The organism is Paraprevotella clara YIT 11840 (assembly GCF_000233955.1).
Classification (GTDB): Bacteria; Bacteroidota; Bacteroidia; order Bacteroidales; family Bacteroidaceae; genus Paraprevotella; species Paraprevotella clara.
In genome coordinates, this window is the sequence record NZ_JH376616.1 from 187,976 (window position 1) to 211,316 (window position 23,341).

The 23,341-nt window shown below is 47.3% G+C and carries 19 protein-coding genes; 17 read left to right on the forward strand and 2 right to left on the reverse strand.

Going from position 1 to position 23,341, the window contains the following annotated elements:
• The first annotated feature begins 30 nt into the window (after positions 1-30).
• From HMPREF9441_RS12380 to HMPREF9441_RS12395, 4 genes are read left to right on the forward strand one after another with little or no spacing between them, the layout of a single operon-like run.
• Positions 31-1,368, forward strand: coding sequence for a TolC family protein (locus HMPREF9441_RS12380; protein WP_008621675.1), 1,338 nt, complete (start codon positions 31-33; stop codon positions 1,366-1,368).
• A 28-nt stretch (positions 1,369-1,396) separates the two neighbouring features.
• Positions 1,397-2,647 (forward strand): efflux RND transporter periplasmic adaptor subunit, encoded by a 1,251-nt coding sequence (locus tag HMPREF9441_RS12385; RefSeq protein WP_008621676.1) that lies wholly within the window; start codon positions 1,397-1,399, stop codon positions 2,645-2,647.
• Positions 2,648-2,673: 26 nt separating this feature from the next.
• Positions 2,674-3,348 (forward strand): ABC transporter ATP-binding protein, encoded by a 675-nt coding sequence (locus HMPREF9441_RS12390; RefSeq protein ID WP_008621677.1) that lies wholly within the window; start codon positions 2,674-2,676, stop codon positions 3,346-3,348.
• Positions 3,349-3,366: 18 nt separating this feature from the next.
• The gene (locus HMPREF9441_RS12395) at positions 3,367-5,706 is read left to right on the forward strand and encodes an ABC transporter permease (protein WP_008621678.1); all 2,340 of its coding nucleotides are present in this window, start codon (positions 3,367-3,369) and stop codon (positions 5,704-5,706) included.
• Positions 5,707-6,420: 714 nt separating this feature from the next.
• Here the strand turns inward: HMPREF9441_RS12395 and HMPREF9441_RS12400 are convergent.
• Together HMPREF9441_RS12400 and HMPREF9441_RS12405 are read right to left on the reverse strand one after the other, a co-directional pair.
• Positions 6,421-7,146, reverse strand: coding sequence for a hypothetical protein (locus HMPREF9441_RS12400; RefSeq protein ID WP_008621684.1), 726 nt, complete (start codon positions 7,144-7,146; stop codon positions 6,421-6,423).
• A gap of 14 nt (positions 7,147-7,160) precedes the next feature.
• The gene (locus HMPREF9441_RS12405) at positions 7,161-8,081 is read right to left on the reverse strand and encodes a glucosaminidase domain-containing protein (protein WP_008621686.1); all 921 of its coding nucleotides are present in this window, start codon (positions 8,079-8,081) and stop codon (positions 7,161-7,163) included.
• Positions 8,082-8,189: 108 nt separating this feature from the next.
• On the opposite strand from HMPREF9441_RS12405, the gene HMPREF9441_RS12410 reads away from it, so the two are divergent.
• The 13 genes from HMPREF9441_RS12410 to araA all read left to right on the forward strand — a co-directional run bounded on the left by HMPREF9441_RS12410 (position 8,190) and on the right by araA (position 23,319).
• Complete coding sequence (locus tag HMPREF9441_RS12410; RefSeq protein ID WP_008621687.1) at positions 8,190-8,672, forward strand: cytidine deaminase; 483 nt, start codon at positions 8,190-8,192, stop codon at positions 8,670-8,672.
• Between the two features lie 53 nt (positions 8,673-8,725).
• Positions 8,726-10,342: an ABC-F family ATP-binding cassette domain-containing protein gene (locus HMPREF9441_RS12415; protein WP_008621689.1), complete on the forward strand. Its 1,617-nt coding sequence runs from the start codon at positions 8,726-8,728 to the stop codon at positions 10,340-10,342.
• Between the two features lie 83 nt (positions 10,343-10,425).
• Positions 10,426-11,010, forward strand: coding sequence for a nucleotide exchange factor GrpE (locus HMPREF9441_RS12420; protein WP_008621691.1), 585 nt, complete (start codon positions 10,426-10,428; stop codon positions 11,008-11,010).
• A gap of 13 nt (positions 11,011-11,023) precedes the next feature.
• Positions 11,024-12,169, forward strand: a complete 1,146-nt coding sequence (gene dnaJ / locus HMPREF9441_RS12425; RefSeq protein ID WP_008621697.1) for a molecular chaperone DnaJ — start codon at positions 11,024-11,026, stop codon at positions 12,167-12,169.
• 17 nt (positions 12,170-12,186) lie between these two features.
• Entirely contained in the window at positions 12,187-13,482 is a 1,296-nt protein-coding gene (locus HMPREF9441_RS12430; protein ID WP_008621698.1) for a bifunctional folylpolyglutamate synthase/dihydrofolate synthase, read from the forward strand.
• 110 nt (positions 13,483-13,592) lie between these two features.
• Positions 13,593-14,672 (forward strand): aldose epimerase family protein, encoded by a 1,080-nt coding sequence (locus tag HMPREF9441_RS12435; protein WP_008621700.1) that lies wholly within the window; start codon positions 13,593-13,595, stop codon positions 14,670-14,672.
• A gap of 44 nt (positions 14,673-14,716) precedes the next feature.
• Positions 14,717-15,946: a glucose/galactose MFS transporter gene (gene gluP / locus HMPREF9441_RS12440; protein ID WP_008621702.1), complete on the forward strand. Its 1,230-nt coding sequence runs from the start codon at positions 14,717-14,719 to the stop codon at positions 15,944-15,946.
• 40 nt (positions 15,947-15,986) lie between these two features.
• Positions 15,987-17,147: a galactokinase gene (galK, locus tag HMPREF9441_RS12445; protein ID WP_008621703.1), complete on the forward strand. Its 1,161-nt coding sequence runs from the start codon at positions 15,987-15,989 to the stop codon at positions 17,145-17,147.
• Between the two features lie 275 nt (positions 17,148-17,422).
• Complete coding sequence (locus HMPREF9441_RS12450) at positions 17,423-18,571, forward strand: aldose epimerase family protein (protein WP_008621704.1); 1,149 nt, start codon at positions 17,423-17,425, stop codon at positions 18,569-18,571.
• A gap of 37 nt (positions 18,572-18,608) precedes the next feature.
• Positions 18,609-20,354 (forward strand): sodium:solute symporter, encoded by a 1,746-nt coding sequence (locus HMPREF9441_RS12455; RefSeq protein ID WP_008621705.1) that lies wholly within the window; start codon positions 18,609-18,611, stop codon positions 20,352-20,354.
• 14 nt (positions 20,355-20,368) lie between these two features.
• The gene (locus HMPREF9441_RS12460; protein WP_008621706.1) at positions 20,369-21,046 is read left to right on the forward strand and encodes an NUDIX hydrolase; all 678 of its coding nucleotides are present in this window, start codon (positions 20,369-20,371) and stop codon (positions 21,044-21,046) included.
• Between the two features lie 3 nt (positions 21,047-21,049).
• Positions 21,050-21,745, forward strand: a complete 696-nt coding sequence (locus HMPREF9441_RS12465) for an L-ribulose-5-phosphate 4-epimerase (protein ID WP_008621707.1) — start codon at positions 21,050-21,052, stop codon at positions 21,743-21,745.
• Between the two features lie 47 nt (positions 21,746-21,792).
• Positions 21,793-23,319: an L-arabinose isomerase gene (gene araA, locus HMPREF9441_RS12470; RefSeq protein ID WP_008621708.1), complete on the forward strand. Its 1,527-nt coding sequence runs from the start codon at positions 21,793-21,795 to the stop codon at positions 23,317-23,319.
• Positions 23,320-23,341: the final 22 nt, after the last annotated feature.

Sequence of the window (23,341 nt, forward strand, 5' to 3'; positions counted from 1 at the left end):
AGAGGATATGTAAAATGATTGCAACGTATCATGAAGAAATGGATATTCTTATTCTGCACCGGATGGCTCAATGCCTTTACCCTACCGGCAGCCGACAGTTGGGACCTGCGGCAATGCATCGGCTATGCATTGGAACACAACCGTGACTTGAAAATACAGCAATGGAACGTTGAATCGCAACAGACCCGGCTTGTGGAGGCCTATACAGCCTTTCTTCCTTCGCTGTCCGCCCAAAGCGGAGTAAACTTTAGTTTCGGACGTTCGGTAGACCCGGAAACCAACACCTATGGCACAGTATCGAACCTGAACAACAGTTACTCTGCCAGCCTCTCCGTCCCTCTCTTCACCGGAGGCAACCTGATACACCAATTCAAACTTACACGTTTGCAACTGGCCCAAGGAAAAAGCCAAACGGAAGCCCGGCGCGACAACATGGTGCTCAACCTCATGGAACTTTACATACAGGCTTCCTACTATCAGGAACTTGCCTCCTATACGGAGAGCAAACTGGACGAAAGCCGCATCCAAGTGAAAAAGGTGCATCGCCTCAAAGAACTCGGCCTAAAAAGCAAAACCGACGTGGCTCTCATCGAAGCACAATATGCCGCCGACGACTACAACCACGCTCATACGCTTCACCTGCTCGACAACGCCTTACTTGCCCTGAAAAAGGAAATGGCCTACCCTGTCACAGAAGAATTGCACATAGTTTCGGCCGACTGGCATGTGACGGTACCACTGGTCCCAAGCGAACCCTTCCAAGATGAAATAGCACACACTTACCGTGTCGCCGAGGCCCGGCTTCCGGAAATGCGGCAAAGCCGACTTGCCGTGGACGCAAGCCTATACGGCAAACGCCAGGCGTTAAGCCGCTTCTTTCCCGACATATCCTTCTCGGCCGGCATGTCGTCCTCATATTTCCGTACGTTGGGAAAAGCCGATTTCATCCCATACGCCCGCCAACTTAGGAACAACTGGGGGCAATACCTGAGTTTCAATATCAGCTTCCCGCTATTCAACCGGTTGGGAAACGCCATGAATTACAAACGTAGTAAAATCGCATACCGGTCGGCACAAGAGGAATATGCCCAACGGCAAGACGAGCTTTGGGCCGACGTGCAACAAGCCATACTCGACCGCGAATCACTCCGCAAGGAATACCTCCACATGGAACAAAAAGTCAAGGCCGACTCCATCGCCTACGCCGTCATCGCACGGAAATTCGACGAAGGCATGGCGGCACCGCTCGACCTGCGTACCGCAAGCAACACGCTTCTTTCCAGCCGGGCCACCTTGTTGCAATGCAAACTGAACCATCTGCTAAAATGCCGGTTGGTATCCTATTACCAAGGCGAACCTCTTTACTAATTTACTAACCCCAAAAGCCGCAACATACATGGACATACCTGTTACCCCCAAAAAAAGAATCAAACGCAAACACTTGCCGTGGATAGCCGGAGGAATATTGCTATCCGCCCTTGTCGGTTGGATTGTTTTCGGCAAATACCATAGCGTGCTGAAAGTAGACCGCCGCATCTTGAACATCGCCACGGCGGAAAAGACGAACTTCGACGACTATATCCGTATCCGAGGGCAAGCAAGTCCTATTTCCACCGTGCAAGTGGCACCCGAGGAAGGGGGCATCGTGACCGAAAAAGTAGCAGAAGAAGGAAGCCGGGTAAAAGCCGGCGACGTGCTGCTACGCCTCACCAATGCCAACCTCGACCTGCAAATACTGAATGCGGAAGCCGAATTGGCAGAAAAACAAAACCTGTTGCGCAACACCCAAGTCACCATGCAACAGGACAAGCTCAACAATGAAATGGAAAAACTGCAACTTTCGCAAAACAAGGAACGCAAGCGGCGCACGTTCCTGCAATACAGCAGACTGTATAAGGATGAGCTAGTGAGCCGCGAAGAATTCCTGCAATGCAAAGAAGACTGCGAACTGGCCGAAAAGCAATACAGCCTCATCTGCGAAAGGCTGCTCCAGGACTCCATCTACCGCAGCATACAAATGCAACAGATGGAAGAAAACCTCGAAAACATGCAGCGCAACCTGAGCCTTATCCGGGCCAGAAAAAGCAAACTCGACGTCCGGGCCGGAATCGACGGCGAGTTGGGACTGTTGGAAGTGGAGTTGGGCGAGAACATATCTGCAGGGCGCAAAGTGGGACAAGTCAACGACTTGTCGGATTTCAAGATAGAGGCCTATATCGACGAACTTTACATCGACAGGGTACATGCGGGACTTGCGGGTACTTTCACGCAGCAAGACCAGAAATATCCGCTCCTCCTGCGCAAGGTTCTCCCTGAGGTGCGCGACGGGAAGTTTTGCACGGAACTGGTCTTCACGGACAAACGCCCCGGACACATACGCAGCGGACAAAGCTACGACATCAACCTGCAACTGGGACAACCTTCGGAATGCGTCATCATACCCAAAGGCACTTTCTTCCAGACCACCGGCGGAAAATGGATTTTCGTACTCAGCCCCGACGGTACACGGGCCTACAGGCGCAACATACGAATCGGCCGCCAGAACCCTACTTATTATGAAATACTCGAAGGGCTCTCGCCCGGAGAACAAGTCGTAATATCGGGATATGAAAGCTATAAGGCAACCGACGAACTGAAATTATTCTGAATTTCTAAAACCTCAAATTAAACAATATGATACGATTGGAAAAACTCGGAAAGACCTTCCGTACGGAAGAAGTGGAAACCATTGCATTGCAGGACATCGACCTGCAAGTGGGAAAAGGAGAATTTGTGGCCATCATGGGGCCGTCCGGTTGCGGAAAATCCACCTTGCTGAACATCATCGGACTGCTCGACAACCCGACGGTGGGGAAATTCCATCTCAACGGACAGGAAGTAAGCCGCCTGCGGGAGAATGAACGCACGGAATTACGAAAAGGCACCATCGGATTCGTGTTCCAAAGTTTCAACCTCATAGACGAACTTACCGTATGGGAAAACGTGGAATTGCCGCTCACCTACATGCACATTCCCGCAAAAGAAAGGAAAGAAAAAGTCAAGGAAATACTACAGCGGATGAAAATAAGCCACCGGGCCGGGCATTTCCCGCAACAATTATCGGGAGGACAGCAACAAAGAGTAGCCATTGCCCGCGCCGTCATCGCCCGCCCCCAACTCATACTGGCCGACGAGCCGACCGGAAACCTCGATTCTAAAAACGGTATGGAAGTCATGGAACTTCTCACCGAACTTCACCGCGAAGGCACCACCGTCATCATGGTGACCCACAGCGAGCACGACGCGAGGTATGCCGAGCGCATCGTGAAGCTCTTCGACGGGAAAGTGATAGCAAACATTGTGGATTAACATCTAAAAAGACTTCACATGAAAACACTCTATCGTAATTTCCAAAGTATTTTCAGACGTTTTCCTGCATCCATTGTCATGAACGTGGCAGGCTTTTCGTTGGCACTGGCGGCTTTCATCGTCATCATGATGGAAGTACGCTTCGAGTCCGCCTACGACCGGAACCTGAAAAATGCGAACCATATATTCATGCTTGTCAATGAGCCGGAAGGCAATATGCCATGGAGCACTTTCGCACGCCCGGTCATTGAAAACTTAAGTAGCATATCGCCGGAAATCACCCGGTGCACATTCGTGGAAAACGGTTGGACCCTCCATGCCGTCAGCCCCGACCAGAAACAGGAGTTCGAGTCCACGGCCAGAGGCGTGGCACCGGATTTCTTTCCCATGTTCGGATTCAAGTGGATTGCCTGCGACACGACGACTTTTACGCAACCCCTTCACATCTTTATTCCCGAAAGCATGGCCCTGACGTATTTCAACACGACGGACCTGGTCGGGAAGTTCTTCGATGAAAAAGGAAGGGGATACGGTTGGACCATCGGGGGCGTCTACCGTGACTTTCCCGAAAACTGTTCCGTAAAAAACATGGTCTACAACACCATGGGAAATGCCTATAAGGACAACTGGTCGGAGGCCAGTTTATTTGCCTATCTCCAACTGGAGAATCCGGAAAAGAAAACAGAGTTGGAAGGCTTAATCCAGTCTAAAATAATAGAATCCGACAACGCCTCCATCCATTTGGTCCCCTATCCGGACCTCCCCTACCGCAAAGACCTGAAAACAAGCGACTCCATTAAATTAAGCATGCAACAACGCTACGTCTACACAGCCATAGCCTTGCTCATCATCCTGATTGCCGCCATCAACTTCACCAATTTCTATACGGCATTGGCCCCGCTCCGTGTCCGTAGCCTGAACACCCAAAGGGTATTGGGCGCCCGGCGCAGCCACCTCATACGCGCCATGGTCATGGAAAGTGCCATATTAAGCTTCACGGCCTTCCTGTTGGCCTTGCTGGTGGTCAAAGCCATGGAAGAAAGTTTCGTCAACGAGTTGCTCAAAGTCGACATCTCGCTGCCCTCTTTTCCGCGCATCACGGCGGCAACGGGAGCGTTGTCCATCCTTATAGGATGTGCGGCCAGCCTCTTTCCCGCATTCTACTCCACGTCTTTCCAACCGGCACTCGCCCTAAAAGGGAACTTCGGGCTGTCAGCTAAAGGACGGCAGATACGCACCCTGCTCATGGGCGTGCAACTCACAGCGGCCATGGCCTTGCTCATCGGCGTGGGAGGCATCGTTTGCCAAAATTACTATATGCGCCATTCCGACCTCGGATACGACAAGGACAGAATCATCACGCTCGACCTTTATGCGGCAAAAATCTACGATCAAAAAGCCGAGGCTTTTGCTTCGGGACTCCGGCAAGTGGCATGCGTAGAGGACGTAGCCCTATCGCGTTTCATGCTATCGGCCCAAAAGAGCAGCGAAGTGATGTCGTGGGGAAGAATGAGTTCCGACGGGAATTACATGGGCTTCATTTGCCTCCCCGTTTCGTACAATTACCTTAAAGTGATGGGGATACGCATCATTGAAGGAAAAGACTTCAACCCGAAGGACGAAAGTTCGCCCATGATATTCAACAAGGCGGCCTACGACCTCTATACAGACGTGCGGGTGGGGAAAGAAATCCTTGAAGATGAAATAAAAAGCCCCATAGTCGGTATTTGCGACAACTTCAAAATCGGTTCCCTGCGCGACGAAGTCACCCCGCTTTGCTTGAAAGTCATGAACGGCCCCTATTCCGACTGGCCGTCAAAGGGCGTGGCCAACATCCGCATCCGGGAAGGCGTGGCTTTGGAAGACGCCTTCAAGCCCGTCATGGACTTTTGCCTGGATTTCTCACCTGAAAGCACATTCGAGCTGAAGACCCAATTCCAACTTATGGAAAACATCTACACGGAAGAGAAACACACGCAACAGACCCTTATCCTCTTCTGCCTTTTGGCCACCGCCATTTCTTTGGCCGGCGTGTTCAGCATGACGCTTTTTGAATGCAACTACCGACGGAAGGAAATCGGGCTGCGTAAAATCATGGGAGCCACCACGAACGGCATCATCAGGATGTTTTTCCGGCAATACAGCCTCACGTTGGCGCTCAGTTTTATCGTGGCTGCGCCCTTGGGATGGTATGGCGTGCACCGTTATTTGGAAAACTTCGCCTACAAGACACCCCTGCACTGGTGGATTTTTGCATTGGCTCTGTTGGCCATCGGCACCATCACCTTGGCCACCGTCTACACCCAATGCCGCCAAACGGCACAAGACAATCCTGTAAACAGCATCAAAACAGAATAAACATGCAAATATGGTTGGTATGAAAAGAAGTATTCCGAGTGTCAATATGACAATCCCACCTCCTCGTGGCTCGCCTATTCGTGCCCTTCCCCCGCCGCCGTCGCAAATACGCGATTCTCGCGCATCGGGAAAAATACAGAATGCCAGTCTGCCCCACATTCCTGCTTTCATAATGCCGTATGAAAGTCCACGCCCGACGCAAGGCAATACGGAACGCGTAAGCGTGCAGGGCGTTCCGCCTCGCAAGAAGGCATTCCGGATTTGTGTCCCTTTCCGCCCCAAATAGCGTAAAAACGGGGCATTTGCCGACCGCCGTGCCACCATCAGCATGGAACTTTCCGACAACATGCAGATGCCTCTCCCACGACATGCGGAGAAAAAAAATGTTTTTTCAGCCGAACGATTTCTCGTTCGGCTGAAAGTGTTTCCTAATTTTGCTTTAGATACGTGAAAAACAAGCCCCGAAACATAAAAAATGTATCCAAAAACGCCGTCAAGCCCCCTTAACAAAGACTTTTCGTGAAAGGCAGGCGTAACAGAAACATCCTTTTTGCTTTCTTTTTAATACTTCAAGACGGGATTCAAACAATATTTTGTCCAAACAAAACATCCGTGCGCTCCCCTTGACGGAAACCGCACGGATGTGTATGTTTTTCGGGAGTCGGCAACAGGTACGACCGCCAAGCCTTATGGCTTCCTATCGCCTTTTGCCCGTCAACGTTTCCAACTGGTCTCTTCCACACTGAGCAAAACCGACACGGCATCGGAGACCTTGAAATGCACCATTCCCCCAAACCGACTGCTGAAATTATTCATCCACGGCATCGGAGGAATCCACGGCTGACGGCCTTGCATCGGGAAAAAAGCTTTGCTGCCGTATGCGTACAAACCCACACGGTCGGTCAACTGGTAACCGGCCAACAGACTGATTCCGAAACGGTTCTCATTCAAGCCGTTCCAAGACAAGCGGTCGTAAAAGCCTCCCACAGACAGCACCAACCGGTCGGTGAGGCTACGCACGTACATGGCAGAGATTCCGGTCCCGAATCCCACCCCGGGAAAACGGTTCTTGCCGAACGAGGCCGACACGCTCATGTCCAGACTGGCATTGAAACCTTCATGCAGTTCCCATAAGCCCCAATATCCACCATAATAACTTGCCGGGAAATAAGCCACGGTACCGTCCCGGTACAATGGAGGAAGAGAGGGGCGAAAAGCCCATTGTGCCGTATCGGCCACCAATGTGTCCGATAAGACCAACCGTGCGCCGACCTTCTCCGGCGTCACCTCCGATGCAGACGGCTTTATCTCCAGACTCTCCTTTCCGGCATCCACACCCTTCACCGAATCCGAGCGCAAGACCTCCTGCGCCTGTCCTGCAACCGCGCAGGTCGCAAACAAAATGAGCAATAAAGCCCGACAAAGACCTTTCTGTTTCATTCTGACCTCCTTTTTTAACGTACACGCAAACGGTCATTTACTTGAATGGCATAATCTGCCGGCAAATTATTCATATCATACAGACTCTCCAAACGTATCCCGTAGCGTTGCGCAATATTATACATCGACTCACCGGCCTTCACCACGTGAGGCACATCCTTGTATTTCTTGGCGGCCTTTTTCCGCTTCCGTTCCAGATACAATACATCGCCGGCCTGGATTCGATACCCTTTCGGCAATTCATTGAACTTCCGGATGTCGCGTGCCGACACACCGGTTTCTTCCGCCAACAAATCAAACGTATCCCCGGCGCGTGCAATAATATAATAATTCTCATTATTGCGGTACACCAGATGGGACGGCAACGACTCACTGTTCAGTTGACGGTCTATGCTGCTATAATCAAAATGCAACTTCGACGATTTGTACTTGTCGTATTGGTCTAAGTCGTACCGTTCTATCAAATCTATCAGCAAGGAAGCGTAACGCGGATTCGTAGCATAGCCACAACGTTTCAAACCACGCGCCCAACCTTTATAATCTTTCGGAGAAAGGTCGAACAACGAAGAATAACGTGCTTGTTGCAGAAAACGTGAATGGTCTTCGTACGACTCTTCCACGCTCCTGTATTTACGGAACTTTTCATTACGTTCGTCATCGTCCTGTAAGACGTAGGGGCCCTTCCAGGCCCGTCCGCATTTGATGCCGAAATGATTGTTGGCTTTCCGCGCCAATGTACTTGTCCCGGCTCCGCTTTCCAATAATCCTTGTGCCAATGTGATGCTGGCCGGAATCTTATAACGTAACATCTGGTCTATAGCCATTCCCTTGTATCGTTCTATATAATTAAGGTATTGCTGGCTGACACCCTGTGCCTGCAGCAAAAAGCTCGTCACGCCGAACAACACGGATAGAAAAACGGTTTTCAATCGCATATCTCAAATATCATGAAGGATTTCTCACACACAAAGTTACCTCTTTTTTCTTCGTTGTGAATAAAAAAACATATATTTGTGCATTATTAACCAAAAGGAAACAGTCCTATGAAAGAGAAGGAAATTATCAGCAAAGTCAGAATATACGACTATGAAGAATTATCGGAAGCAGACCGCGAATTGATAGACAAGGCCAAGGAGGCCACACAGACGAGCTATGCACCTTTCTCTAAATTCTGCGTGGGCGCAGCCGCCCGGCTGTCCGACGGAAGGATTGTAACGGGAAGCAACCAGGAAAACGCCGCCTTCCCGTCAAGCCTGTGCGCAGAACGCACGGCACTCTTCTATGCCAACGCACGCTACCCGGAGAAAAGCGTGGAAGAACTGGCCATTGCCGCATACGCCCACGGGGCTTTCCTGAAAGCTCCCATCCCTCCTTGCGGAGCTTGCCGGCAAGTCATTCTCGGAGTGGAAGAACGGTACGGACATCCCGTACGCATCCTGCTGTTCGGCGAAGAGGGTACCTACGTGGTCGATTCGGTCAAAGCCCTACTCCCCTTGCAGTTTACCGGAGAAACCATGAACGAATAAAATATTTTTCGTACCTTTGCCGAAAATATTCAATTCAAGGTATAATTTAAAGTATGATTAGCGTATCGAATCTTGCCATCCAGTTCGGGAAAAGAGTCCTGTACAAGGATGTAAACATGAAGTTCACCAATGGAAATATTTACGGTGTCATCGGGGCTAACGGAGCCGGGAAGTCCACGTTGCTGAAAGCCATATCGGGCGAATTGGAACCGACCAAAGGCAGTGTGGAACTGGGACCGGGCGAAAGGCTCTCCGTACTGAGCCAGGACCACTTCCAATATGACGACTGTACCGTGCTGAATACCGTGCTGATGGGACACACCGTATTGTGGGACATCATGCAGCAACGCGATGCGCTTTATGCCAAAGCCGACTTTTCGGACGAAGACGGTATCAAAGTGGCCGAACTGGAAGAAAAGTTCGCTGAAATGGGCGGATACAATGCCGAAAGCGACGCCGCAGCCTTGTTGAGCGGCCTGGGTATCAAAGAGGACAAGCATTACGCACTGATGGGCGAGCTGAGCGGTAAGGAAAAGGTACGTATCATGTTGGCAAAAGCCCTCTTCGGCGAACCGGACAACCTGCTGTTGGACGAGCCGACCAACGACCTCGACCTCGACACGGTGCAATGGCTCGAATCATACCTTTCCGATTTCGAGCACACGGTATTGGTAGTAAGCCACGACCGTCACTTCCTGGATGCCGTCTGTACCCATACGGTGGATATTGATTTCGGCAAAGTGACGATGTTCGCCGGTAATTACAGTTTCTGGTATGAATCCAGCCAGTTGGCCCTGAGACAAGCTCAAAACCAAAAGGCCAAGGCCGAAGAAAAGAAGCGGGAATTGGAAGAATTCATCCGGCGCTTCTCTGCCAACGTAGCCAAAAGCAAGCAGACCACCAGCCGAAAAAAGATGTTGGAAAAATTAAATGTAGAGGAAATACGCCCCTCTACCCGCAAATACCCGGGCATCATTTTTCAGATGGAGCGCGAGCCGGGCAACCAAATCCTCGAGGTGAAAGGATTACGTGCCACAACGGACGACGGGACCGTGCTTTTCAACGACGTGAACTTTACCGTAGAAAAAGGAGATAAAATCGTTTTCCTGAGCCGCGACCCGCGTGCCATGACGGCTTTTTTTGAAATCATCAACGGTAACCGTAAAGCACAAGGAGGCGACTACAAATGGGGAGTGACCATTACTACGGCATATTTGCCTCTCGACAACACCCGTTTCTTCGAAAGCGATTTGAATCTTGTGGATTGGTTGAGCCAGTTCGGTGAAGGTAACGAAGTTTACTTCAAGAGCTTCCTCGGAAGAATGCTGTTCTCGGGAGAAGAGGTAATGAAGAAAGTCAACGTGCTTTCGGGAGGAGAGAAGATGCGTTGTATGATAGCCCGCATGCAGTTGAAAAACGCCAACTGTCTCGTTTTGGACACCCCGACAAATCATCTGGATTTGGAAAGCATCCAGGCTTTCAACAACAACCTGAAGCTGTTCAAAGGCAACATCTTGTTCTCTAGCCATGACCACGAGTTCATCGAAACCGTAGCCAACCGTATCATCGAACTCACTCCCAACGGCATTATCGACAAGATGATGGAATACGACGAGTACATTGCCAGCGACCACATCAAGGAACTTAAAACAAGAATGTACGGGGATTAAAAATATTTTTGGAAAACAAAAGCCGAATGGCAAACTATTTGTAGGGTATTTAGCGACTAAATACCCTTTTAAAATATTGCATCATGGAAAAAAATAAAGATATGAACGAAGAAGAGTTGAAAGCCCAACAAGAAGAAACCTTGGATAATGTAGCGACCTCACAACTAGACGAAGGCGACAAAGCTGAAGAACAACCGGCAAAGGAAATGTCCGTGGAAGACAAATTGGCTGCTGCAGAAACCAAAGTGGCAGAACTGCAAGACAAATACCTGCGTCAGGTTGCCGAATTTGACAATTACCGCAAACGTACCATCAAAGAAAAGGCTGAATTGATTTTGAACGGGGCGGAAAAAACCATCACAGCCATACTTCCTATATTGGACGACATGGAACGTGCATTGAAGAATATGGACAAGATGGAAGACGTGGCTGCCGTAAAAGAAGGCGTGGACTTGATATTCCAGAAATTCGTGAAAATCTTGGGCGAACAGGGGGTCAAGAAAATAGAGACCGAAAATGCCGATTTCAATACGGATTTGCATGAGGCTATTGCCCAAGTGCCGGCTCCTTCGGACGAAATGAAAGGTAAAATTATCGACTGCGTCAAAACAGGCTATACTTTAAATGAAAAGGTGATTCGCCACTCTCAAGTGGCCGTAGGACTTTAAACCGCAATAAAATATGGCGAAACGTGACTATTATGAAGTGTTAGGCGTTTCAAAAAACGCCTCGGACGACGAGATAAAAAAGGCTTATAAGAAAATGGCTATCAAATATCATCCCGACCGCAATCCGGATGACAAGGAAGCCGAAGCCAAATTCAAGGAAGCAGCAGAAGCATACGACGTGCTCCGCGACCCGCAAAAACGTGCCCGCTACGACCAGTTCGGACCGGAAGGCGTAAATGGTGCAGGCGGATTCGGAGGCGGCGGAATGAACATGGATGATATTTTCTCTATGTTTGGCGACATTTTCGGAGGCCATGGCGGATTTGGTGGCTTCGGTGGAGGCGGCAGAGCCCGGAAACCCCAATACAGGGGAGGGGACCTTCGCCTTAAAGTGAGAATGACGCTTCAGGAAATAGCCACAGGAGTAACCAAGAAATTCAAGGTCAAAAAGAAAGTGGCCTGCCCGCATTGCCACGGGAGCGGAGCTGAAGGCAGCGGTGCTACCGAGACATGCCCGACATGCCATGGTAACGGCTTCGTCGTAAAAACCCAACAGAGTATTTTCGGCATGATGCAAACGCAAGCTGTTTGCCCCACATGCGGTGGAGAAGGAACCATCATAAAGAACAAGTGCAAAGAATGCGGAGGGGAAGGTGTCGTCAACGGCGAAGAAGTCATTGAAGTGAAAATTCCCGCCGGCGTAGGAGACGGCATGGTCGTCACCGTCACGGGAAAAGGCCATGCTGCCCGACGTAACGGAGTCCCGGGAGACATTCAAGTCTATATCGAAGAAGAACCGCATAAGGAACTCTTACGGGAAGACAATAATCTGATATACAATTTACTTTTGGATGTCCCCACAGCGGCATTGGGCGGCGATGCGGAAATCCCGACCATCGACGGAAAAGTAAAAATCAAAATAGAACCGGGCACACAACCGGGCAAGGTGGTACGCTTGAGAAGCAAGGGGCTGCCTGCCGTACAAGGTTACGGATACGGCACAGGAGACCTTATCGTAAATATCAGTGTGTATATTCCGGAAACTTTGAGCAAAGACGAAAAGAAGGCGTTGGAAGAGATGAAGAAGAGTGACAACTTCGCTCCGAATCCTTCCATTAAGGAAAAGATATTCAGAAAGTTCAAAAGCTATTTTGAATAAAAGCTATAAATAAGGAGATGACGTATAAAGAAGCCACAACATACTTGTTCGACAGTGTGCCCATGTTCCAAAATGTAGGAGGAACAGCTTACAAAGAAGGACTAAGCAACACTTTGCTGTTGGATGAACATTTTGGTCATCCTCACCGCAAATTCAAAACCATCCACGTGGGGGGCACTAACGGCAAGGGCTCGTGCAGCCATACATTGGCAGCCATACTTCAAACCGCAGGTTACAAAGTGGGCCTTTATACGTCACCTCACCTGACCGATTTCAGGGAGCGCATACGGGTAAACGGAAAAATGATACCGGAATGCGAAGTGGTTTCTTTTGTCGAAGACGAACGCTCTTTCTTCGAGCCTCTGCACCCTTCTTTCTTTGAATTGACCACGGCTTTGGCTTTCAAATATTTTGCGAAGGCCGAAGTGGATGTGGCCGTTATCGAAGTAGGCATGGGAGGACGCTTGGACTGCACCAACATCATTACTCCGGATTTGTCCGTCATTACCAATATCAGTTTTGACCACGTGCAATTTCTGGGAGACACCCTTACGAAAATTGCCGGAGAGAAAGCAGGAATCATCAAGCCCGGAGTTCCAGTGGTCATCGGCGAGACTACCGAAGAAACGAAAAAGGTCTTCAAGGATAAATCACTGGAGATGAATGCTCCAATAAGATTTGCAGAAGAAGAGCATGAAGTCATCTCATCCCGTTCGGAAGGCAATACACGTGTTTACGAGACTCTTCATTACGGAAGTTTTACAGGCGAACTGGGGGGGCTCTGCCAGGAAAAGAATACGGCAACCATACTCACGGCTATCGACGAACTTCGAAAAGCCGGTTATACTATCGCACAAGAGCATATCCGAATCGGCTTCGGACAAGTTTGCAAACTCACCGGCCTACGAGGCCGTTGGCAACAAGTCGGAATGTCCCCCACCATAATCTGCGACACAGGACATAACACAGGAGGGATAAGTTATATTGCCGACCAACTGAGAGGTATCCAGGCCGATAAGCTCCACATTGTAATAGGTATGGTAAATGACAAAGACATTCATTCCGTTCTACGACAGCTTCCCCAATGCGCGACCTATTATTTCACGAAAGCAAACGTCAAACGGGCGCTTGACGAACACACTCTTCAAACACTTGCTAAAGAAGCCGGATTAAGAGGAACTTCCTGGCCCGACGTAAGGTCTGCCTTTCAGGCGGCACGGCAATCTTCTACGGAAAAGGATCTGATTTTCGTAGGAGGTAGCACGTTCATTGTGGCCGACTTTTTAGCCTTTTATCACCCGGAACAAGCATAATCTGCAAATCTTCTCATTTCTGCATCATCTTTTTCCCCGAAATCTTTTGCAATAAGAAAGTTTTTTTCTTATTTTGCATAACGATAATTTAACTTTAAATCATAAGTCGGATGAGTTTAAAAAATATTAGTGGTCTTAAAAGAGAAGATTTTCAAGCAGAAGTTCAGGGCAAACAAACAGATTTGTTTATTCTGAGAAACAATAAGGGTTGTGAAGTTGCCATTACAAATTACGGAGGAGCACTGGTTGCCATTATGGTTCCTGACCGTGACGGAAAAATGGCAAATGTCATTCAAGGACACGACAACATTCAGGAGGTCATCAGTAGTCCGGAGCCATTCCTCAGTACTCTGATAGGCCGTTACGGTAATCGTATCTGTAAAGGTAAATTTACGTTAGAAGGAAAAGAGTATTCATTGACGATCAACAATGGTCCGAATAGTCTTCATGGTGGCCCCACCGGATGTCATGCCCGCGTGTGGGACGCAGAGCAAACGGACGAACGGACATTGCGCCTACATTACGTCTTCGCAGACGGCGAAGAAGGTTTCCCCGGAAAATTGGACATGAATGTCGTTTATTCGTTTACCGACGACAATGAATTGGTAATCGAATACAAGGGAACCACCGACAAAACCACCATCGTCAATATGACCAATCACGGTTTCTTCAGTCTGGCCGGTATTGCCAACCCTACTCCTACTATTGAAAAACTGCAATGTCAGATTAATGCCGATTACTTCATTCCTATTGATAACACCTCTATTCCTACAGGAGAAATCAAACCTGTAAAAGGTACTCCTTTTGATTTCACAACCTCGCATGAAATCGGCGAACGCATAGATGCCGATGACGAACAGACGCGGAATGGAGCCGGCTACGACCATTGCTTCGTACTCAATAAGAGAGAAGTAGGCGAACTGAGTTTTGCAGCTAAAATATACGAACCTGTTTCCGGTCGTACAATGGAAGTTTATACCACCGAACCTGGAGTTCAAGTATATACGGATAATTGGGCCGACGGATACAAGGGACAGTTAGGCGCAACATTCCCGCGTCGAAGCGCAATCTGCTTCGAAGCCCAGCATTTCCCCGACTCTCCCAACCGGCCGTATTTCCCGTCGGTCGTGCTGAAAGCGGGAGAAACATATACCCAAAAAACCATCTATAAATTCGGTGTTGAAAAATAAGTGAAACAATAATAGAAAAACAAATCTAAAAAACAAATCATCAAATGACTCAAAAAACACAACCGAACTACACGTTCGCTCTCACAGTGGTCATTATCGTTTGCTTCCTTATCGGTTTCATAACGACAATGAACAACTCTATGATTGGATTCTGCAAAACGGTATTCAACTTGACAGAAGCTCAAGGACAGCTTGTCAACTCGGCATTCTATGGGGCTTACGCATTGTCTATCCCGTTTGCACTCATGATGAACAAGATTGGCTATAAGATGACATTAGTGCTCGGCTTGGCCGTATCAGGTTTAGGTTTCGTCATCAATTACTTCGGTATCTCCACGAATTTGGATGCTGCCCAAACCACCATTTACAATATCTTCTTAGCCAGCATGTGTTGTGTCGCGTTAGGAGTTGTAATGTTACAACTCGTTGCCAATCCTTATGTGATGGTGTTGGGAGCTCCGGAAAAAGGCGCGTTCCGCATGACGTTAAGCCAAGCGTTGAATTCCGTGGCTACGACGTTGGCTCCGATGTTCATCACTTACTTTATCATTGCCGGTAAACCCGAAGACCAGTTAAGCGGAAACGATGTGACCGTACCTTTCTTAGGATTAGGTATTTTAGCATTCGTTCTCTGCATAATTCTCTATATTCTGAAATTACCGGAAATCAAAGAAGAAGAGCAAGCTGCCGACAATGGTGACACACGAGAATACAAATCGAGCGTGTTCAAATACCCCCACGTATGGTTCGGTGCTTTCGCCATCTTTATGTATATGGGACTGGAAATCGGTATCCCGTCCATGTTGTCTGCTTATTTCGACAGCAAGCCTGATTTGGGCGGCAAAGCCGAAGACTTCCTGCCGTTGTATTGGGGCGGTATGATGGTTGGACGTTTCATCGGTGCCGGTGTGTTAAGCAAATACCAACCACGCCATTTGTTGACGGTTTGCCTTCTCGGAGGTGCGGCATGCGTCGGCATTTCATTCGTTCTGCCGGGGATGGCAGCCGTATACGCCATGTTGGCGGCCGGTTTGTTCCACTCCGTGATGTGGCCGCTTATCTTCAACCTCGGTTTGCAGGAATTGGGTCCGCATACAAAAGCTGCCAGTGGTATCATTAACATGGGTGTAATCGGTGCGGCCACACTGCCTTTGTTGATGGGTGTCGTAGTAGACCATACAGGTGTAGGCATGGCTATCTGCATGATGTTCATTTACTACCTGTATGTCATTTGGTTCTGCTGGAAAGGTTCTAAAGTAGGACTTAAAGGATAAGAAAAATCTCTTTTTATTAACCTCATAAAATAAATGGATTATGAAATTGACAATAGATGATGTAAGAAGCCGTTTCATTGAACACTTTGATGGAACAACCGGTTCTGTATATGCTTCTCCGGGTCGTATCAACCTCATCGGTGAACACACTGATTATAATGACGGATTTGTATTCCCCGGTGCTGTTCAACAAGGCATGATTGCTGAAATAAAAGTAAATGGAACAAGAAACGTACGTGCCTACTCTATCGATTTGAAAGATTACGTAGAGTTTTCTTTAGACGATGAAAAAGGACCGAAAGCAAGTTGGGCCCGCTACATTTTCGGCGTATGTCGGGAAATGATGGCATTGGGTATTCCCGTAGAAGGCTTTAATACAGCATTTGCAGGCGATGTTCCTCTCGGAGCAGGAATGTCTTCTTCTGCAGCACTGGAAAGCGTATATGCTTTTGCACTCAACGATATGTTCGGCGAAAACAAAATAGACAAAATGACATTGGCTAAAGTCGGACAAGCTACAGAACATAAATATTTGGGATGCAATTGCGGTATTATGGACCAATTCGCTTCTGTTCACGGTAAAGCAGGCAGCCTGATGCGTTTGGACTGCCGCAGCGGTGAATTCGAATATTTCCCGTTCGATCCGAAGGGTTATAAATTGGTATTAGTAAACTCTTGTGTAAAGCACGAACTCGTAGGTTCTCCCTACAATGACCGCCGCAGAAGTTGCGAAAACGTAGCCGCAGTCATCAACAAGCACCATCCTGAAGTGAAGAGCTTACGTGATGCAGACTATGCTATGTTGGATGAAGTGAAGAACGAAGTATCGGCAGAGGATTTCATGCGAGCTAAATATGTTATTGGCGAAAAAGAACGTGTCTTGGCTGTCTGTGATGCCTTAGAGAAAGGTGACTATGAAACCGTAGGACAGAAAATGTACGAAACTCATTACGGTCTAAGCAAAGAATACGAAGTTTCTTGCCCTGAATTGGACTTCCTGAATGATATAGCAAAAGAAGAAGGCGTAACCGGTTCTCGTATTATGGGAGGAGGTTTCGGAGGTTGCACCATCAATCTTGTAAGTGATGAACTTTATGACAACTTCGTAAAAGTAGTCAAATCGAAATTTAAAGAAAAATTCGGTAAAGAACCGGTCATTATAGATGTAGTCATAGGAGACGGTTCCAGAAAACTCTGCTAAAAACAAAATCTTAGCATCTTATTTATGTAGAAAAAGGGAATCATTACAATGTAATGATTCCCTTTTTATTAACGTAACCCACAACTGAATAAAACGATGTCCTATCCACCATAGTTTTCTATGACTGTACGGTTTTTAATAAACTATAACATAGAAAAAGAATAAAAAGAAGTGTAAGGCATACACCTTATGCCCAAAAACATATATATTTGCAATAGAAATACGAGATAAAGTCGTAACTTTACATTCAATTTAAATCTTTTAATTCATTCACCATGAAAAAAGAAAGAAATACAATCTTAGGTGTAGGACTTATCACAGTTCTTTTGGCTTCATGCAGCCAACAACCTCAAAGTAATTTAACCGTTTCAGGACTTGATCCGCAGAACTTCGTAGCTGATGTAAAAGGCAAACCGACAAGCTTGTACACTCTTAAAAATTCCAATGGAATGGAAGTTTGTGTCACAAACTTTGGCGGACGAATCGTATCTATTATGGTACCAGACAAAAATGATTCCTTACGCGATGTCGTGTTAGGTTTCGACAGTATAGCCGATTACATTAACAAACCCAGTGATTTCGGAGCCGCAATAGGTCGCTATGCCAACCGAATAAACAAAGGCAAAATTGTTATTGACGGGGATTCTGTTCAATTGCCCACCAATAATTTTGGCCATTGTCTGCATGGAGGGCCCCAAGGATGGCAATATCAAGTGTATGAGGGAAAACAGTTGAACGATACGACACTGACTATGACGATGTATTCTCCTGACGGAGACCAAAACTTCCCAGGAGCTGTAACTGCAACGGTGACCTATACCCTAAGCGGTGATAATGCCTTGGACATAAAGTACGATGCAACCACAGATAAGAAGACCGTCATCAATATGACCAACCATTCTTATTTCAACTTATCAGGCAATCCGTCTCAACCAGCTACCGATCATATTTTATATATCAATGCGGACAACTATACTCCTGTAGACAGTACATATATGACTACGGGCGAAATCGTTACGGTAAAAGAAACTCCAATGGATTTTACTACTCCGAAAGCCGTAGGACAGGATATAGACAAATTTGATTTTATCCAACTGAAAAACGGCAACGGTTATGACCATAATTGGGTATTGAACACCCAAGGAGATATCAACCAATTGGCAGCTAAGCTTACTTCGCCTACAAGTGGAATCTCATTGGAAGTTTATACAAATGAACCCGGCATTCAAGTCTACAGCGGAAACTTCTTGGATGGTACATTAAGTGGAAAGAAAGGAATCGTATACAACCAGCGTGCTTCCGTTTGCCTCGAAACCCAGCACTACCCCGATAGTCCGAATAAACCGGAATGGCCTTCGGTAATATTGGAGCCGGGACAGACTTATCACAGCGAATGTATTTTCAAATTCACAGTGGAGAAATAATTATCATTAACTAATATCATCAAACAAAAACAAAGACATGAATTGGAATTCAAGTGAATTTATATGGCTCGATTGGTTAGTTCTCGCCACCGGAGTCATAGCGATTGTATGGGCAGTATACCGTTCCATTAAAAAAGACAAAGAGAAAATGCAAGGAGCCGATAGCCAAGACTATCTTTTCGGAAAGGGAGAACCTTGGTACATTATTGGTGCGGCTATTTTTGCAGCGAACATCGGTTCCGAGCATCTTGTTGGTTTGGCTGGCACAGGAGCTAAAGACGGTGTAGGCATGGCTCATTGGGAGATGCAGGGTTGGATGATTCTGATATTGGGATGGTTGTTTGTCCCTTTCTACCAACTGTTGAACAATAAAATGGGAAAAATCATTACCATGCCAGATTTTCTGAAGTTCCGCTACACTCAGCGTACTGGTTCATGGTTGTCCATCATTACATTGATTGCTTACGTACTGACTAAAGTTTCCGTTACAGCTTTTACCGGTGGTATTTTTTTCGAATATCTCCTTGGACTTCCGTTCTGGTATGGTGCCATTGGCCTTATTGTCATTACGGCAATATTCACGGTATTCGGCGGTATGAAAGGAGTGATGACTTTGTCTGCTATCCAAACTCCTATTCTTATCATAGGCTCATTCCTTGTGTTATTCCTTGGTTTGAACATGTTAGGTGATGGCAGTATCACTGAAGGTTGGTCACAAATGATGGCAGTCTGCAATGCCGCCCACGATGGTTTCGGAACGACTCACATGTTCCACACAGATCCCGCCGATCCCATGTATCCGCAATTCCCTGGTTATGTGGTCTTCCTAGGCGCATCAATCATCGGTTTCTGGTATTGGTGTACAGACCAACATATTGTACAACGCGTACTCGGACAAACCAAAGGTGAAGATAACGGTAAAGTTATGGCACGCGCGCGCCGTGGTACAATCGCAGCCGGTTATTTCAAACTCCTTCCGGTTTTCATGTTCCTCATTCCCGGTATGGTAGCTTTTGCACTTTCTCAAAAAGCCGGTAGTGGCATTGTCATGGATATCACTAATACCCATGACACCGACGGAGCTTTTGCCATGATGGTAAAGAACATTCTCCCGGCTGGTATTAAAGGTATTGTGACTATCGGTTTTATCTGTGCACTCGTAGCTTCTTTAGCTGCATTCTTCAACAGCTGTGCCACCTTGTTTACAGAGGATTTCTATAAGCCCATGAAAAAGGGCATGAGTGAAAGCCACTACGTATTGATAGGGCGTATAGCTACTGTAGTAGTCGTACTTCTCGGATTGGCATGGATGCCCATCATGATGAACATGGGTAACTTATACTCATACCTTCAAGATATCCAATCCTTGATCGCTCCAGCCATGGTAGCCGTCTTCACTCTTGGTATATTCTCCAAGAGAATTACCCCGAAGGCTGGTGAATGGGGACTGATTGGCGGTTTTTTAATCGGGATGGTACGTTTGCTCACCAACGTCATTACCGACTCCGGTAAGGCGGTTATGGATGGTGCATTTTGGGAATACACCAGTTGGTTCTGGCAAACCAATTGGCTCATCTTCGAGGTTTGGTTGCTCGTATTCATCATCATCCTGATGTACATTGTATCAATGTTCACAGCGAAACCATCTGCTGAACAGATTGCTGCTATCACCTTTACAGGCGATTACAAGAAGACCATCCGTGAAAGTTGGAACGTATGGGATGTTATAGCTTCTTTGGGAGTCATCGTTCTCTGTGCTTTATTCTATGCTTATTTCTGGTAATACAAACATAGATAATGACCACCTATTATAATATAAACCCTCGATTCTACGTTTCCGTAGATTGCATCATATTCGGCTTTGACAAGGGCAGTTTAAAACTGCTCTTGCTCAAGCGGAATTTCGAACCGGCAAAGGGAAGTTGGTCCTTAATGGGTGGATTCGTACAAGACGGTGAAAGCGTAGACGATGCAGCCAAAAGAGTTTTGGCGGAACTGACCGGCCTCGAAAACGTATATATGGAACAGGTCGGAACTTTCGGAGAAGTAGACCGTGACCCGGGGGAGAGAGTAATATCCGTGGCATATTATGCATTAATCAACATCAATGAATATGACCGGAATCTGGTACAGCAACATAATGCGCATTGGGCGGAAATCAACGAAATTCCACCACTTGTTTTCGACCATCCCCAAATGGTAAAACAAGCCCGAATTATGTTGCAAAAGAAAGCCTCTTCCGAACCCATCGGTTTCAACCTTTTGCCAAGCCTGTTCACTCTGTTCCAACTACAAAGCTTGTACGAAGCCATTTACGGAGAACCTTTAGATAAACGGAATTTCCGCAAACGGGTTGCAGACTTGAACTATATCGAAAAAACAGATAAGATTGATAAAACAGGGTCAAAACGGGGAGCCGCTTTATATAAGTTCAACGAAAACGCTTACCGTAAAGCCCCTAAATTTAAATTATGAACTATGTTAGAAGAACTCAAAAAAAAGGTATATCAAGCCAATCTTGATTTAGTGAAACAAGGTTTGGTTATCTTCACATGGGGTAATGTATCAGGCATAGATCGTGAAAAGGGACTCGTAGTCATCAAACCGAGCGGCGTGGACTATGATACGATGAAAGCCTCGGATATGGTTGTGGTAGATTTGGAAAGCGGTAAAGTGGTAGAAGGAGAATTGAATCCTTCATCCGACACACCGACACATCTTGTCCTCTACAAAGCTTTCCCGAACATTCAAGGAGTAGTCCACACCCACTCCACTTATGCTACCGCATGGGCTCAGGCCGGCAAAGACATCCCCAATATCGGGACGACACACGCCGATTATTTCCACGAAGCTATCCCCTGCACCTCCGACATGACAAAGGCAGAAGTAGAAGGACAATACGAGTTGGAAACCGGCAATGTTATCGTTAAACGGTTTGAAGGGATTAACCCCGACCACACACCGGGCGTATTGGTTAAGAATCACGGTCCGTTCAGTTGGGGTACGAGTCCTGCCAATGCCGTTTACAATGCCAAAGTGATGGAGCAGTGTGCCAAAATGGCTTTCGTGTCCTTTATGGTAAACCCCGAAACCACAATGAATCCGCTGCTCATCGAGAAGCATTATAACCGTAAACACGGACCGAACGCTTACTACGGACAGAAAAAGAAATAAACAAAGTATATTAACTAACAAATCTTTAACAATTTAAAATTTTTATCATGAACGCATTTGATCAATATGAAGTATGGTTTGTTACGGGAGCACAGCTTCTGTACGGTGGTGACGCAGTAGTAGCAGTCGACGGTCACTCCACTCAAATGGTTAACGGTTTGAATGCCTCCGGCAAACTCCCCGTTAAAGTAGTATATAAAGGAACGGCCAATTCGTCCAAAGAAGTGGAAGCCGTATTTAAAGCGGCCAACAATGACGAAAAGTGCATTGGCGTAATCACGTGGATGCACACGTTCTCACCGGCTAAAATGTGGATACACGGTTTGCAACAACTGAAAAAGCCGCTGCTCCACCTCCACACTCAGTTCAACAAAGAGATACCTTGGGATACCATGGATATGGACTTTATGAACTTGAACCAATCTGCTCACGGCGACCGCGAATTCGGACACATCTGTACCCGTATGCGTATCCGCCGTAAAGTAGTTGTAGGTTATTGGCAAGATGAGGACACCCAGCACAAGATTGCCGTATGGATGCGTGTTTGTGCCGCATGGGCTGATGCACAAGACATGTTGATTATCCGTTTCGGCGATCAGATGAACAATGTAGCCGTAACAGATGGGGATAAAGTCGAAGCAGAACAGCGTATGGGCTATCATGTAGACTACTGTCCGGTTAGCGAACTGATGCAATATCATGCGGAAGTAAAAGATGCCGATGTAGAAGCTTTAGTGAAAACCTATTTTAATGAATATGACCACGATGCCGCATTGGAAGACAAGACCACAGAAGCTTATCAAAAGGTGTGGAACTCAGCCAAGGCTGAACTCGCCCTGCGAGCCATCTTGAAAGCCAAAGGAGCCAAAGGCTTTACAACAAACTTCGATGACTTGGGACAAACAGACGGCAGTCATTTCGACCAGATTCCCGGCTTGGCTTCACAACGTTTGATGGCCGATGGTTATGGTTTCGGAGCCGAAGGCGACTGGAAATCTGCCGCTCTCTACCGTACGGTATGGGTAATGAACCAAGGTTTGCCTACAGGTTGCTCATTCTTGGAGGACTACACGTTGAATTTCAATGGAGAGAACAGTTCTATCCTGCAAGCTCACATGTTGGAGGTTTGTCCGCTCATTGCAGCTCAAAAGCCTCGTTTGGAAGTACACTTCCTCGGCATTGGTATTCGCAAGAGCCAGACAGCCCGCTTGGTCTTCACGTCTAAGGTAGGTACAGGATGTACTGCTACCGTAGTGGATTTGGGCAACCGTTTCCGCCTCATTGTAAACGATGTAGAATGCATCGAACCGAAACCTCTGCCCAAGCTCCCTGTAGCTTCCGCATTGTGGAAACCCATGCCGAACTTCGAAATCGGCGCAGGTGCTTGGATTTTGGCCGGTGGTACACACCATTCTTGCTTCTCATACGACTTGACAGCCGAATATTGGGAGGACTACGCCGAAATCTCCGGTATCGAAATGGTACACATCAACAAAGACACCACCATCAGCGAGTTCAAGAAGGAGCTCCGCATGAACGAAGTGTATTATATGCTGAACAAAGCACTTTGCTAATAGCATACCAGCAAAGGATTTA